This is a genomic window from Streptomyces sp. CNQ085, from assembly GCF_022614595.1.
Classification (GTDB): domain Bacteria; phylum Actinomycetota; class Actinomycetes; order Streptomycetales; family Streptomycetaceae; genus Streptomyces.
Map to the genome: position 1 here is coordinate 6788 of NZ_JAJFAU010000015.1, position 14670 is coordinate 21457.

Consider the following 14670-nt stretch of genomic DNA (forward strand, 5'->3'; position numbering starts at 1 on the left):
CGGCGATGTCGAGGACCACGAGGTCGAGGAGCTGGGACCCGGGGAGAGCGTCTCCGCCGGGGACGTCTCCTCCGACAAGGACGAGTGCGCGCCCCTGCCGCACCACGGCCAGCTTGAGCGGCATCCGGTCGCCGTCCCGCTCGGTGGTCACCGTCCAGGCGGCGGCCTCCTCGCCGCCGGTGACCTTCTCCTCCTCGACGCCGGTCACCTCCTGCCCGTCGCCCTCGACGCCTGCGGTGAACCCGCCGGAGCAGGACTCGGCGGCGGCGCGGAGGCCGGTGAATGCCTTCTGTGCTCCCCCGTCCTCGTAGGAGGCGAGGGTGACCATCGTCGTCGTGGCGTCGAAGGCGCTCTTGATCGCGTCCTCGAAGTTCTCCAGGTCCTCCTCGGTCAGCTCCCCGGAGCCGTCCGCGCCGCTGTCGGCCAGGTTCCCGGGCACCTCGGTGACCACGCGCCGGGCGGTCGCCGCCGGGTCGCCCAGCGGCACGCCGAGCTGGGCGTGCGCCAGGGGCGCGCACTCGTCCTTGTCGGAGGAGACGTCCCCGGCGGAGACGCTCTCCCCGGGTCCCAGCTCCTCGACCTCGTGGTCCTCGACATCGCCGTCGGCGAGCACGAGCTTCTCCAGCTCCTCGGAGGTCTTCACCCCGGCGGCCGGCCCGGCGGAGGAGGACTTGCCGGCCTCGGCCCCCTCCTCGTCGCTCCCGCCGGAGTCCGAACCGCCGCAGGCGGTGGCCAGCAGGGCCAGGCAGGCCGCGGAGGCGGCGAGGGCGGTACGGCGTACGGCGGTGGATCGCATCGGGTGTTCTTCCTCCTCCACTGGCGGGCTCCGGTGCCGCCCCGAGGGGTCGTCCGGCGCCGGCCCGCCACGGTTCCGGTGATCCGCCAACTCTAGGATTCCGCGCCGCCGTCGGGACGGAAAGCTTCGGACCGGCGTTCGATCGTGACAGTGACGTGATCACCCCGGGCCCGGTCCGTGAAATCCGCCTCCGCCCCCGCGCGGCGGGGCGCGGTGGGGGCGGCGGAGCCGGAAACGGCGCCGCCGCCCGTGGGAGACGCGCCCGCCGCCCGGTGTGCGCTCGGGCGCCAGTTCCAGCTCCATCCGCACCCGCGCCCCGCCCAGCGGCGCGCGGCCGACCTCCAGCCGGCCGCGCCCGGCGTCGGCGGCCCGGCGGGCTATGTCCAGGCCCAGGCCGGTGGAGCCGCCGACGCTCGCGCCCCGGGCCAGCGCCCGCTCGGGGTCGGGGATACCGGGGCCGGCGTCGTCCACGGTCACCACCACCGCGTGCGCCGTGCGGTGCACGCCCACCGCCAGGGCCGTGCCCTCCGGGGTGTGCCGGAGGACGTTGCCGACCAGGGCGTCGACGGCCGCGGCCAGGTCCTCCTCCGGCAGCGTCACGGGGGTGGGCTCGTCCGTCACGGTCACCGCGCACTCCCGGCCCTGCTGCGCGGCCAGGACCGACCAGAAGTCGGTGCGCGCCGACACCACGCGCGCCGCCTCGCACGAGACCCCCGGCCCCGGTGAGTCCGGGGCGAACGAGGCCGCCGCCAGAGGCGTGCGGGCCGTCTTGATGATGGAGTCCAGCTCCTCCTCCAGATGGGTGACGGCCGACTCCAGCCGGCCGGCGTCCTCCCGCCGCAGGCCGGAGGCGATGCGCTCGGATTCCAGGCGCAGCGCCGTCAGCGGAGTCCTGAGACGGTGCGAGAGGTCGGCCACCAGCTCGCGCTCCATCGCCAGCAGTTCGACGACGCGGTCGGCCATGGTGTTGAACGCGGCGCCGGCCTCACGCAGTTCGGGAGGGCCCTCGGGCTCCAGCCTTCTGCCGAGATCCCCCTCGCCCAGGGCGTTGGCGGCGCGCGAGAGGTCCCGCGAGGCGCGCACCACCCGCGCCCCCAGCCGGTCGGCGACCAGCACCGACCCCGCCACCAGGGCCAGCGCCAGCGCCGACATCACCAGCCAGGACGAGCCCACGCCGCGCTCGAACTCGGCGCGCGGCACGAAGGACTCGACCACCGCCACCCGGTCCCTGGCCAGCACCACCGGCTGCAGATGAACCCAGCCCTTCTCGGTGTCCCGGGCGAAGGTCCGCTGCTGCCGGGCCGCCCGCCGCCAGGCGTCGGCGGGCGCGTACGAGGCGCCCACCAGGCGCCCGTCGGGCAGGTGGACGCCCAGCCGGCCGGTGTCGTCGACCTCGGCCACGGCCTGCCGCACCTCGTCCGGGCGGGTGGTCAGGGCCAGTACGGGGGCCAGTGCCGCCGCCCGCTGCTCGGCCACCGTGATCGCCCGGGACCTCACCTCGGACTTGACCAGCAGGGCCAGGGGGATCAGGAAGGAGAGCGCGACCATGGAGGTGACGGCCAGCGAGACGCCGGCCAGCGTCCGCCTCATCGCGGCGTCACCAGTTTGATGCCCACGCCCCGCACGGTGTGCAGATAACGCGGCCGGCTCGCCCGCTCGCCGAGCTTGCGGCGCAGGGAGGACACGTGCACGTCCAGGGTCTGCTCCTCGACGTAGGGCTGCCGCCACACGTCCGCCAGGAGACGGCGGCGCGGCACCACCCGGTCCGCGCGCTCGGCGAGATAGGCCAGCAGATCGAACTCCCTGCGTGTCAGGCGCAGTTCGCTGCCGTCCAGGAAGACCGACCGCGCCTGCCGGTCGACGGCCAGGCCGCCCACGCGTATCGCGCCCTCCCGGCGCGCCGCCGCCGGGGCGGGGGCACGTTCGGCGGTGGCGGAGCGGCGCAGCACCGCCCCGAGCCGGGCCGCCAACTGCCCGCCGGAGAAGGGCTTGACCAGGTAGTCGTCGGCGCCGGCGTTGAGCAGCCGGATGATCTCGGCCTCGTCGTCGCGCGCGGTGGCCACCAGCACCGGCACCTGCGAGATGCTGCGCAGCATGCGCAGGACGTCGACGCCGTCGAGGTCGGGCAGCCCCAGGTCGAGCACCACCGCGTCCGGCGGCTGCCGCGTCACCTCCCGCAGGGCCTCGAAGCCGTAGGGGGAGCTGCGCACCACGTGGTCGTGCCGGGACAGGACGTCGATGAGCCTGGCCCGTATCACGGGGTCGTCCTCGACCAGAAGTACCGATGCCATGGCCAGGGACGGTAACGGGTGCCGCGGACGGCGGGGGCGAGCAGGGCCCGCCAGGAGTCCCCCACGGGCCCTCACGAACCTTCGCGGGCACCGGCGGAGGCCGTTGTGAGGCCGTCTGAGCGGTCGGGCAGTATGGGGCGGTGCCCCGCTACCTGCGTTACGTGCTGCTGTGGCTGTCGTGCACGTCCCTCAGCGTGACGACGGTGAGCCTCACCGTCCAGTTCGTGGCCGGGACGACCCGGCCCATCCCGCCCGTGGCCCGCGACACCCCGGGGACGGTCGTCTCCTCCCCGACGGCGAGCGCCGAGCCGAGCAGGTCTCCCACTCCCACTCCCAGGCCGACCCCCTCGCCCACCCGGCGCGCCTCCTCCCCCGTCCCCGTCCCCGCGCCGAAGCCGCCGGCCTCCCCGACCACCCGTCCCGCCGCCCGCCCCACCCCCTCGCCCACCGCGAACACCGGCGGCGAGGAGGGCTGCCGTACGGCCGGCGCCGAGGTGCGCACCTTCCAGACCACGGGAGGGCGTGCGTCCATACGGTTCGGCAGCAGCGGCGCCTGCCTGGTCTCGGCGCTGCCGGCCGGCGGTTTCACCGCGGCCACCCGGCGCGGCGGGCCGAGGGATCTGACCGTGGTCTTCACCGGCGACTCCTTCCGCTCGCGGATCGAGGTCACCTCGCCCACGCCTTCCAGCTACAGCGTGGCGGTCAGGGAGTCGACCGTCTGAGGGCGGCCGGGGTACCGCCGGGGCACGGCACGGCGGTCACCACGGAGGAGCCCCCGATCATCCGGTCCAGTGATACCCCGGCCAGGCACAACGGGCCCGGAGCCAAGACGGACACCGCCCTCGCGGTGGTGAGATCTATCGGCCCGAGAAGGAAGCCCTCGGCGCTCTCGCCATCGAGATCCGACTCGACCTCTGACACACGAATTTCCTTAAAGGAGGTCGGTTCACGCCGCCCCCCGGTTCCCAGCAACAGCCGAAATTCCGAAGCGCTGGAAGCACTACCGGCGCACTGCGCCATGCATGCCATCTGCCGTGCCCCCATACCGGCCACGCCGTGCCCTTTCCCCGGGAACGAGATGGGTACGTCCTGGGTAGCCTCCACACGGTATGCAGGGACCGTGAAGCTCGAAATCTGGAGATTTTATGACCCCGGAGATAGACGACGCCTTCGCCGCCATCAGAAGTGAGCACGGACCGGACTCTATCGCCCGGGTCGAGCAGATGCTGGCAGCGGGAAAGGGGGATCGCCATCCGTTGCAGAAGGGGGCCAGGTGGATCTTACCGGGAGTTTCTCAGCAGCCCTGGCACGATCCGTACGGCCACCCTGAGTTGGCACCGGTGGTGCACGCCTTCGAAGCGAACCACGCCACGATCAAGAAGGAGTTGGAGACCGCCTGGGCTGCCCGGCGGAACGCTTTCTCCGATTACGAGCACTACCTCACCCGCCAGTCGGACTGGCAGGCTCTTTACCTCTTCCGCAAGGGTGGCCTGGTGGCTGAGTCGGCCGACACGGCGCCGACCGCCTTCCAGGTCCTGAAGGAGGAGGCGGTCGACACCGGGAAGCTCTGCCCCCTGCTGGAGTGCCACTTCTCGACTCTGCTGCCCGGAGCGGCGATTGCTCCCCACTGCGACCTGTGGAACTTCAGCATCAACCTGCACCTGGCGGTCGACATCCCCGAGGAGTGCGGCATCACGGTTGCGGGCGAGACGCGGTCGTGGGAGGAGGGTAAGTGCCTGCTCTTCGACTACTCCTTCGAGCACGAGGCGTGGAACCGCGGGACGACGCGTCCGCGCACGTGCCTGCTGGTCGACCTGTGGCACCCGGAGACCACCGTCCCCGAGCGGAAGGCGCTCGTCGCGGCCATCACCGAGATCCGCAAGCTGATGGGCGAGGAGTGACAGCGGGGAGGAACGCGGCGGCAGCCCCTCCTCGCCATGACTGCGGAGGAACGGTCACCGCCTCTACTGTCACCTGGCCGGAGCTGCGGAACCACAGGTCGAAGCAGACCTTGTCCCCGATCTTCAGCTTCGGTGGATCCATGACCATCACGTCTACGCTGTACGGGGTCATGTCCACGCGGCTTCGGGCCGGGATCGTGAGGCTGTCCAGCGGCTCCATGCGTCCCGCTCCGTCCTTCGTGACCCGCTGGCCCAGCATGGTGACCCCGAGTTCCGGCGAGGAGACGGACGTCAGCACGTCGTCGGCGGCCCCGGTGTTGCTGATGTCGAAGAAGGCGGCCGTGTTCTCGGAGTTGGACGGCACGAAGATGCGAGCGTTGCTGACGCTGATCCTTGCCGGCGGTTCACCGGCCGCACCCGTTGTCGTGTAGGCCGTCAGGAGCATCAAGGCCGTCACGCACGTGACCACGGGTACGAGAGCGGCGCTCAGCGCACCGGCAGTCATACGGCGCCAGGGCGGCGAGGAGCGTTCGGCCGAGTCGGTGGACGGGGCGGAACTCATCGGATCTCCTCCAGGGGCGAGGCGGTATGGCTGTCCGCCGCGGACGGTTGTGTCGGACCACTCTTGTAGGCGGAGGCAGACGCAGAGGCGGAGCGGTAGCGGTGTCCGGTGGGCGAATAGGCGCGCAGCCGCAGGCTGTTGGCGACGACAAGGACGGAACTGGCGGACATCGCCACGGCGGCGAACATCGGGTTGAGCCAGCCGGTGGCGGCCAGGGGAACGGTGACGACGTTGTAGCCGAACGCCCAGGCGAGGTTGGCGCGGATGGTGCTCAGAGTCCGGCGGGTGAGCTGTACGGCCGCGACCACTGCCTGCATGTCCTCGCGTACGAGGGTGATGTCGGCGGCGCCGATCGCCGCGTCAGTGCCGCCACCCATGGCGATGCCCAGGTCGGCGGAGGCCAGCGCGGCGGCGTCGTTGACCCCGTCACCGATGACTGCCACACGGCGCCCCTCGTCCCGGAGCCTTGCAACGATGGCGGTCTTGCCCTCCGGGGTGACCTCGGCGTGCACCTCGTCGATGCCGACCTGCTCGGCCACGGCATGGGCGGCGGCCGGTCCGTCGCCGGTCACCAGGATGGGCTCTATGCCCAGCTTGCGCAGGTGTCGTACGGCGGAGTAGCTGGAGGGCCGCAGTGTGTCGCCGACCGCGAGGATGCCGACCGGGCGGCCGTCCCTCTCGACGAGCACGGCTGTGCGAGCGGAGGCGTGGGCGTCGTCCAGACCCCGCTGGAGGGTGTCCGGGAGCGGGGTGTCAGGTCGCGGGCGGCCTACGACGACCTCATGACCGTCGACCCGGCCGTGGACGCCGACTCCGGGAACGGCACGGAAGTCGGCCACCGGCGGCAGCTGGCCGCCCTCCGCGGCCTGGCGGGCAGCGGTGGCGATGGCTCGGCCGATGGGATGCTCGGAGCCGTACTCGACCGCCCCGGCCAGTCGGAGGATTGCGCTCGCGTCTTCCCCGGCCATCACCGCCGTGTCGGTGAGGGTCATGCGTCCGGTGGTGAGGGTGCCGGTCTTGTCGAAGACCACGGTGTCGATGTGCCGCAGCCGTTCCAGCGCCTCCGGTCCCCGGAGCAGGACGCCGAGCTGCGCGCCGCGGCCGGTGGCGGCCATGAAGGCGGTCGGGGTGGCCAGGCCGAGGGCGCAGGGACACGCGACGACGAGGACGGCGACCGCCGCGGTCACGGCGGCCGAGGCGTCCGCCCCGGCGCCGAGCCAGAACCCCAGCACGGTGCACGCCACGGTCACGATGGCGGGGACGAAGACCCCCGCGACGGCGTCAGCCAGCCGCTGGATGCGCGCCTTGCCCGCCTGCGCGTCGCTCACCAGCTGGGTGATCCGTGCGAGCTGCGTGTCGGCGCCGACCGCCGTGGCCCGAACCACCAGCAAACCACCGGCGTTGACGGCACCGCCCACCACCGCCGATTCCGGCCCGACCTCCACCGGCACGCTCTCGCCGGTCACCAGTGACAGGTCCAGGGCGGAGCTGCCGTCGGTGACCACACCGTCCGTAGCGACCTTCTCACCCGGTCGTACCAGAAACTCCTGGCCGACCCGGAGTGCGGAGACCGGGACCCGCCGCCCCTGGTCGCCCTCACGCAACTCGACGTCCTTCGCGCCGAGTTCGGCGAGCGCGCGCAGCGCCGATCCCGTGCCCTGCTTGGCGCGTTCCTCCAGGTAACGGCCGGCCAGTACGAACAGCGGCACGCTCACGGCCGCTTCCAGGTACAGATGCGCGCTCCCGCTGCCAGCCTCGGGCACCAGACTGAACGGCATGCGCATGCCCGGCTGGCCCGCGCCTCCGAAGCACAGGGCGTACGTGGACCAGGCGAACGAGGCGAGCACACCGAGGGAGACCAGGGTGTCCATGGTCGCCGTGGCGTGCCGTAGCCCCTTCCATGCCCGCTCGTGGAACGGCCACGCACTCCAACCCACCACCGGAACGGCCAGGTTGAAACACACCCACTGCCAGTAGGTGAACTGCAGGGAGGGCACCATGGAAAGCAGGAGCACGGGCAGCGACAGCAACGCCGTGATCAGCAGCCGGCCCCTGTCACTGATGCCCGCGCCAGCCTCCTGCTGCTCGCGTGCCGCGTCCGCGTGCTGCTCTTCGGCGGGCGGCTGCGGTAGCTCGGCCGTGTAACCGGCGCTTTCCACCACGGAGATCAGCTGCTGGGCGGTCACCGATGCGGGATGGGAGACGCGGGCCCGCCCGGTTGCCAGGTTGACGGTTGCCGTCACCCCCTCGACGCGACCCAGCTTCTTCTCGACCCGGCCCACGCACGCGGCGCACGTCATGCCCCCGACCAGCAGATCAGTGATCGCATCGGGCTCGTCGGCCGTCTCACGCTGATCGGCGGTGGTCACTGGTCCACCCGCACTTCACGGTCGGCCGGGCCGAGGCCGTGCATGCCCGGCATACCCGGCTCCTGCGGCTCCTCGGACACTGGCACGGTGCGGTGCATGCCCGGGGCCACCGGACCTGCCATGCGTCCCACGGCATATGACGCTGCCGTCAACGACACGAGCAGGACGACGAACCCCAGTAAGGCCGGGGGGACCAATAGACCACGCTTCGACTCCTCCATGCGTACATACGGTAGGGGGGTACCCGGCAATTGGCCCGGCTCAAGCATGTGAGAAAAAACTTCAATGTCGCCGGGAACCAGACGCCTCCGTCATCCGACTTACTATGAGTAAGGGTTTCTCCGCCCTTTCGAAATATCACACCCCGGATCGCCCTGAACGATACCGAAGACCGGGTCAACGGGATTATGAGAGTACCAAAATCAGCCATCCATAACGTGCCGAGATTCGACCGAGAAGGCTGGAACCAGCAGACACCGCCAGCCGACCTGTCGAACAAAGAACCCACCCCTCCGCCATCCGCACGCACGTCCGGAGCGCCCCTCGTCCACTAAATCCTCACACCCACCTGGCATGTTCCGCAGCCGACTCCGCGAGCAACCGCCTGAGATGTTCGACCTTCAATGAAGAAGTGGACGGTTCTCACAACCGACTCGCAAGCCAGTCCGAAAGTGAGGGGAGAGTGCTTGTGGCTGGCGCAGGAAGTGAGCCACGATCCCGAGGTGAGCCGCCGTCCTGTTTCAGGGGCCGGATTCTTAGGGGGGGAATCTTTCCGCAATGCCTGCAGTGAATTCGCCATCTGCTCCGTCCCGCCAGCGCCTCGGGTTGCCGCTGCTGGTCCTGGCCGCCGCGCAACTGGTCATCTCGCTCGACTACAGCATCGTGTACGTCGCCCTCCCCAGCATCGGCAGCGCGCTCGGCTTCTCGGGACAAGACCTGCAGTGGGTGGTCAGCGCCTACGTCGTGACGACCGGCGGATTCCTGCTGCTCGGCGGCCGGGCCACGGATCTGCTGGGCCGACGCAGGATCTTCGTCGTGGCCGCGCTGCTGTACGCGGTCTCCTCGCTGGTGGGCGGGCTGTCGGAGTCGGCGGGCGTGCTGGTCGCAGTGCGCGCGGCGCAGGGCATCGGTGGCTCACTGCTGTTCCCCGCCGCTCTCTCCCTTATCAACACCCTTTACGAGGAAGGCCCCAGCCGTAACCGGGCGCTGGCCGTGTGGGGCGCCGCCGGGGCCGGTGGGCTGTGCTTCGGGTCCCTGCTGGGTGGGGTGCTCGTCGACGCCTTCGGCTGGCCCGCGGTGTTCCTCGTCAACGTCCCGCTGGCCGGGGCCATCGCCATGGCCGGAACGTTCCTCTTCCCCGCGGACGGCTCCCTGCCCCGCCAGCGGGACTTCGACCTCCCGGGCGCCCTGACCGCCACCGCGGGCATCACGCTGCTCGTCTTCGTCCTCATCCATGCACCGGAGGCCGGCTGGAGCAGCCGCAGCGTCCTGATATGCGCGGCCCTCTCGGTGATCTCGCTGTCCCTGTTCGTCCTCGTTGAGACCCGCAGCCACGCCCCGCTGACACCGGGGCACCTGTTCCGCTACCGCAGCCTGCTGGGCGCCATGGCGCTGACCGCACTGTTCAGCGCCACGTTCAGCTCGCTGCCGTACTTTCTGACCCTCTACTTCCAGACGGTGCACGGCTACAGCGCGATGGCCACAGGCGCCGCCTTCCTCGTCCCGGCCGTCGTCGTGGCCGCCGGGACGAAGGTCGGCGAGAGGGCCGTTGCAGCGCTGGGCGTGCGCGCCATGCTGCTGGGCAGCATGGCGACCGGCGCCGTCGGCGCCCTGCTCCTCGCCCTCACATTCAGTGCCGACGGCTCCTATGCCCGCCTGCTGCCCGGGATCGTGCTGCTCAGCCTGGGGCAGGGCGCCACCTGGACGGGCATGTGGATCGCGGCCGCCACCGGCATCCCCGCCCAGGACCAGGGCATCGCGTCGGGCCTGGCCTCCACCACCTTGCAGGTCGGCAGCGCCGTGGGCCTGGCCGTCCTGGTAGCTGTCGCCGGCACCGGCAGCCACGACCTGACGGCTGCCGGTCTGCTGGACGGAGTCCGTGGCGCCGCGTACGTGATCGCAGCCGGAATCTGTCTCGGCGCCGTGGCCCTGCTGCCCTTTCGGAGGCGTGCGGACGCCTGAGCACGCCCGTCCTCCTAGGACCGTTCCGCACCCGCCACCCCGGACCTCCCTCCCTCGCGCCTGAAGACCCAGGAGCCCTTGTGTCCAACAGCCTCGACCGACCGGTCAGCATGTCCGCCCCTCCCACCTCACCTCGCGATCGTGCTGCCGTCCTGTGCGGGCTCGCCGGCCGGCTTCCGCCGCGTGTCGTGACCAATGAGGAACTCTCCCGACGGCTCGACACCAGCGACACCTGGATCCGGTCCCGTACCGGAATCGATCGCCGCCACTTCGCCGAACCCGGCCAGGCCACGTCCGACCTGGCGGTGGAGGCAGGTCGGAGGGCCCTTCGGTCCGCGGGCGTGGACGACGTGGACGCCGTCGTCGTCGCCACGACGACTCCGGACCGTTCCTGCCCGGCAACCGCCCCTCTCGTGGCCGACCGTCTCGGTCTGACGGGAACAGCGGCCTTCGACGTCAGCGCCGTATGCACCGGGTTCGTCTACGGACTGGCCTCGGCCGCCGGCCTCATCGCAGCCGGGGTGGCCGAACGCGTACTGCTGATCGGCGCGGACACCTACTCCACGATCGTCGACCCGGACGACCGGACCAACGCGATCATCTTCGGCGACGGTGCCGGAGCCGTCGTCCTGCGCGCCGGCCACGCCGACGAACCCGGCGCAGTCGGCCACTTCGACCTCGGCAGCGACGGCGCCGGCGAGGAACTGATCATGGTGGCGGCCGGCGGCTCACGGCAGCGCTCGGCCTCCGGTCCGGTCGCCGCGCAGGACCACTACTTCGCCATGCGCGGCAAGGAGGTCTTCCGGCACGCGGTCACCCGCATGACGGCCTCCGCCCGCGCCACGCTCACGCTGGCCGACCGCAAGATCGACGACATCGACCGCATCGTCCCCCACCAGGCCAACCTGCGCATCCTGCGCTCGGTGGCGGAGGACCTCGGACTGCCCCCGGAACGACTGGTGACCAACGTCGAGTCCGTGGGCAACACCGGCGCCGCATCGATCCCGCTCGCCCTGGCCGATGCGGCTGCCCGGCACACCATCCACGCGGGCGAACGCCTGCTGCTCACCGCGTTCGGCGGCGGGCTCACCTGGGGGTCCTGTCTCCTGACATGGCCCGCTCTCGCCCAGACCGATCACCCTCACGACACAGGAGGAACGCAGGAGCCATGAGCACCACCTACGACCAACTGGTCGAGATCGTCACGAAACTGCACGACGCGCCGCGCGACCGGACCAGCCCGGACGTCACCTTCGCCCAGCTGGACATCGACTCTCTCACCATGGTCGAGATCAGCATGCGCATCGAGCGCGACCTCGGCGTCCACATCGACGACAACGAACTCCAGGAAGACCTCACCCTCGGCGCGACCACCAAGCTCATCGACTCGAAGCTCGCCCAGTAGCCACCGTCACCACCACTGACACCTCTACCGAGAGCGGGGATCATGCAGATCAAGGAAGTCACGGGCAAGGAAATCGGCGCCACGGTCGAAGGGTTCGACCACACCGCTGCTTCCGCGGAGGACATCGACGCCATCAAGGCGGCCGTCTACACAAAGAAGATCGTCGTCCTGAAGAACCAGGACCTGGCGCCCCGTCAGTTCCTGCAGCTCGGCCAGCTGTTCGGCCGCCCGGAGACGTACTACGAGCCGATGTACAAGCACCCCGAGGTCGAGGAGATATTCGTCTCCTCCAACGTGCCGGAGGACGGCAAGCAGATAGGCGTGCCGAAGACCGGGAAGTTCTGGCACGCCGACTACCAGTTCATGCCGGACCCCTTCGGCCTGACGTTCATCTACCCGCAGGTCATCCCGGAGAAGAACCGGGGGACCTACTTCATCGACATGGGCAAGGCGTACGAGCAGCTTCCCGAGGACTTCAAGAAGGAAGTGGCGGGCACGTTCTCCCGGCACTCGGTGCGCAAGTACTTCAAGATCCGGCCCTCGGACGTCTACCGGCCGATCTCGGAGATCATCGAGGAGGTCGACACCAAGACCCCGCCGGTGGTCAAGCCCAGCACGTTCATCCACCCCATGACCGGCGAAACGGTCCTCTACATCAGCGAGGGCTTCACCATCGGCATGGAGGACGGGGACGGCAAACCGCTGGAGGGCGACCTGCTCCAGCGCCTCTTCGAGGCCACCGGCCAGCTCGACGACAGCTTCGACCACCCCAACATCCACCTGCAGACCTTCGAGAAGGGCGACCTCCTGGTCTGGGACAACCGCAGCCTGATCCACCGCGCCCGGCACACCACCACCCCGGAGCCGACCGTCTCCTTCCGGGTGACCGTGCACGACGCGCGCAGGCTCTACGACGAGGCCGCGTGAGCATGCAGACGTCTGTACAGCACAAGCCGCCGGCGCAGGACTACGACAACGACGACGAACTGCTGCCCCAGGTCCTGCGGCCGTACAAGGCGCACTGCAAGTACCTGAAGTCCGCGGCGGTGAGCACCCGGTCCAGCCTCGTGTCCGCGCGCTGCGAGCTGGCCATCCCGGAATCCTGCTACATCGACGACACTGGCCATCTCAACGCCGTCGAAGTCAACATCAGCTACAACCAGATGATGTACTACACCGTCGCCAAGGCGGTGAAAGAGGGGCTGCTGGAGGAGTTCGCCGGCTGGACGCTGGACGACTACTGGCGCCATCAGCTGCCGGACATCCTGATCGCCCGCTTCAGCGGCAGTTTCCGGCGCCCCATCAACGCGCGTTCCTTCTCCGGCGAGATCGAGTTCCTGTCCGTGGAGCGGCGCTCGCCGGGAGGCGAACCGCTGCTCGTGGCCGAGACCGCCTACCGGTACTGGGACGACGCCGGCGGCCGGTGCGACGGCACCGTGAAGCTCGCCTTCGTCAACGCCCCGTAGACGCGGCAACCGCACCACGGCGTGCCGCCGCCCCATCCGGCGGCGGCACCCCCTCCGGCAGACCGAGAGCAGAACGAGAGGCAGGCCCCGCCCATGGCCGAACCGTCCGCGCCCGGGACACCCGGCGAAAGGCTGCACCACCCACAGCTCAAGACCCTCGTCGACACAGCACGCTTCCACGCCGCGCACAGCCCGCAGGTCACCGCGGTCACCTGCGAGGACCGCGCCCTCACCTACGCCCAGCTGCACGGCGAGAGCAACCGCATCGCCCACGCCATCCACGCCGCCGGGGCCTCTCCCGGCGCCCGAGTCGCCTATCTGGGCAAGGAATCCGAGCACTACTACGAGATCCTCTTCGGCTGCGCCAAGAGCGAGACCGTTCTGGTGCCCATCAACTGGCGGCTGACCGCCCCCGAGGTCAGCCACATCCTCCAGGACTCCGGCAGCGAACTGCTCTTCCTGGAGGATGAGTTCGCGCCCGTCCTCGACCGGCTGCCGGGCGCCCCGCCGAAGACGGTCGTCCGGCTGGGCACGGCAGAAGGCTTCGCCGCCTGGAAGGCGGATCACCCGGATGCCGAGCCCTCTTCCTCGCCCACCCCCGACACGCCGATCGCCCAGCTCTACACCAGCGGAACCACCGGCCTGCCCAAGGGTGTCGTCCTCGCCCACCGGAGCTTCTTCGCCATCCGTGATGCCCTGGCGAGCGAGCAACTCGACTGGATCGACTGGCGAGTCGGTGACGTCGCCCTGGTCGGCATCCCCGGCTTCCATGTCGGCGGCCTGTGGTGGGCCACCCAGAACTTCAACGCCGGCGTAACCGTGTTGGCGATGCGCGCTTTCGCTCCCCGCGATGCGATCGACCTCATCCGCGACCGGGGCATCACCACCGCCTGCGTGGTCCCCGCCATGCTGCGCATGGTGCTGGCCGAGCCCGGTGTGAAGCCGGACAACTTCACCACGCTCCGAAAGATCGTTTACGGTGGCTCGCCGATCTCCGAGGCGCTCCTCGAAGAGAGCCTGGCCATGTTCGGCAGCGAGTTCGCCCAGATCTACGGCCTGACCGAGACCGGCAACACCGCCGTATGCCTGCCGCCCGCCGACCACATCCCCGGCCACCCCCGGATGAAGGCCGCGGGACATCCGTACCCAGGGGTCGGCAGCAAGGTCATCGACGGGGACGGCAAGGAACTGCCGACGGGTGCCGTCGGCGAGATCTGCCTGGCCACTCCGGCCCACATGGTCGAGTACTGGGCTCTGCCCGACAAGACCGCCGAGACCCTCGTCGACGGCTGGATCCACACCGGAGACGCCGGATACGTCGACGAGGACGGCTACATCTTCATCCAGGACCGCATCAAGGACGCGATCCTCGTCGCGGGCGAGAACGTCTACCCCGCCGAGATCGAGAACGTCCTGGAGCGCCACCCCGGCGTGGCCGAGGCGGTGATCGTGAGCGCCCCCGACGAGCGGTGGGGCGAGAAGGTCCACGCCTTCGTCGTACCCGTAGCCGGGCAGGAACCCTCCCCACGGGACCTGCACCGCCTCCTCGTCGACCGCCTGGCCGCCTTCAAGCTGCCCGCGGCCTACGAGTTCATCGAGCACGTCCCGCGCAACCCCAGCGGCAAGATCCTCCGCCGTGAACTGCGCGACCGCTTCTGGAGCGACGCCGACCGCAAGGTCAACTGACCGGCACCCGCCA

General features: G+C 70.3%; 14 protein-coding genes. 8 read left to right on the top strand and 6 right to left on the bottom strand.

The window, feature by feature from the left end:
• The 3 genes from LJ221_RS05000 to LJ221_RS05010 form a co-directional block, all read right to left on the bottom strand.
• Window positions 1-796 (bottom strand): hypothetical protein (locus LJ221_RS05000; RefSeq protein ID WP_241714087.1); only part of this gene is annotated, 796 nt, incomplete at its 3' end.
• A 159-nt stretch (window positions 797-955) separates the two neighbouring features.
• Window positions 956-2386 (bottom strand): HAMP domain-containing sensor histidine kinase, encoded by a 1431-nt coding sequence (locus tag LJ221_RS05005; RefSeq protein ID WP_241714089.1) that lies wholly within the window; start codon window positions 2384-2386, stop codon window positions 956-958.
• Window positions 2383-3087 (bottom strand): response regulator transcription factor, encoded by a 705-nt coding sequence (locus LJ221_RS05010; protein WP_241714091.1) that lies wholly within the window; start codon window positions 3085-3087, stop codon window positions 2383-2385. Before LJ221_RS05010 ends, LJ221_RS05005 begins: the two co-directional genes overlap by 4 nt.
• Before the next feature lie 140 nt (window positions 3088-3227).
• On the opposite strand from LJ221_RS05010, the gene LJ221_RS05015 reads away from it, so the two are divergent.
• Both LJ221_RS05015 and LJ221_RS05020 read left to right on the top strand, forming a co-directional pair.
• Complete coding sequence (locus LJ221_RS05015; protein WP_241714092.1) at window positions 3228-3809, top strand: hypothetical protein; 582 nt, start codon at window positions 3228-3230, stop codon at window positions 3807-3809.
• 423 nt (window positions 3810-4232) lie between these two features.
• Entirely contained in the window at window positions 4233-4988 is a 756-nt protein-coding gene (locus tag LJ221_RS05020) for an aspartyl/asparaginyl beta-hydroxylase domain-containing protein (protein WP_241714093.1), read from the top strand.
• On the opposite strand, the gene LJ221_RS05025 is transcribed toward LJ221_RS05020, so the two are convergent.
• The 3 genes from LJ221_RS05025 to LJ221_RS23635 form a co-directional block, all read right to left on the bottom strand.
• On the bottom strand, window positions 4954-5550 hold the full coding sequence (locus tag LJ221_RS05025) for a copper chaperone PCu(A)C (RefSeq protein WP_241714094.1): 597 nt from the start codon (window positions 5548-5550) through the stop codon (window positions 4954-4956). The genes LJ221_RS05020 and LJ221_RS05025 overlap by 35 nt on opposite strands.
• Window positions 5547-7850 (bottom strand): cation-translocating P-type ATPase, encoded by a 2304-nt coding sequence (locus LJ221_RS05030; protein ID WP_241714141.1) that lies wholly within the window; start codon window positions 7848-7850, stop codon window positions 5547-5549. The genes LJ221_RS05025 and LJ221_RS05030 overlap by 4 nt, the downstream gene beginning before the upstream one ends.
• Window positions 7851-7915: 65 nt before the next feature.
• On the bottom strand, window positions 7916-8041 hold the full coding sequence (locus LJ221_RS23635; protein ID WP_308314724.1) for a hypothetical protein: 126 nt from the start codon (window positions 8039-8041) through the stop codon (window positions 7916-7918).
• 655 nt (window positions 8042-8696) lie between these two features.
• On the opposite strand from LJ221_RS23635, the gene LJ221_RS05040 reads away from it, so the two are divergent.
• From LJ221_RS05040 to LJ221_RS05065, 6 genes are all read left to right on the top strand, one after another.
• Window positions 8697-10100: an MFS transporter gene (locus LJ221_RS05040; protein ID WP_241714096.1), complete on the top strand. Its 1404-nt coding sequence runs from the start codon at window positions 8697-8699 to the stop codon at window positions 10098-10100.
• Between the two features lie 110 nt (window positions 10101-10210).
• On the top strand, window positions 10211-11272 hold the full coding sequence (locus LJ221_RS05045) for a beta-ketoacyl-ACP synthase III (RefSeq protein WP_241714143.1): 1062 nt from the start codon (window positions 10211-10213) through the stop codon (window positions 11270-11272).
• A complete protein-coding gene (locus LJ221_RS05050; RefSeq protein WP_241714097.1) occupies window positions 11269-11505 on the top strand; it encodes an acyl carrier protein in 237 nt (78 codons plus the stop codon). Before LJ221_RS05045 ends, LJ221_RS05050 begins: the two co-directional genes overlap by 4 nt.
• Before the next feature lie 42 nt (window positions 11506-11547).
• Complete coding sequence (locus LJ221_RS05055; protein ID WP_241714098.1) at window positions 11548-12432, top strand: TauD/TfdA family dioxygenase; 885 nt, start codon at window positions 11548-11550, stop codon at window positions 12430-12432.
• Between the two features lie 2 nt (window positions 12433-12434).
• Entirely contained in the window at window positions 12435-12971 is a 537-nt protein-coding gene (locus LJ221_RS05060; protein ID WP_241714144.1) for an FcoT family thioesterase, read from the top strand.
• A gap of 93 nt (window positions 12972-13064) precedes the next feature.
• A complete protein-coding gene (locus LJ221_RS05065) occupies window positions 13065-14657 on the top strand; it encodes a long-chain-fatty-acid--CoA ligase (RefSeq protein ID WP_241714099.1) in 1593 nt (530 codons plus the stop codon).
• Window positions 14658-14670: the final 13 nt, after the last annotated feature.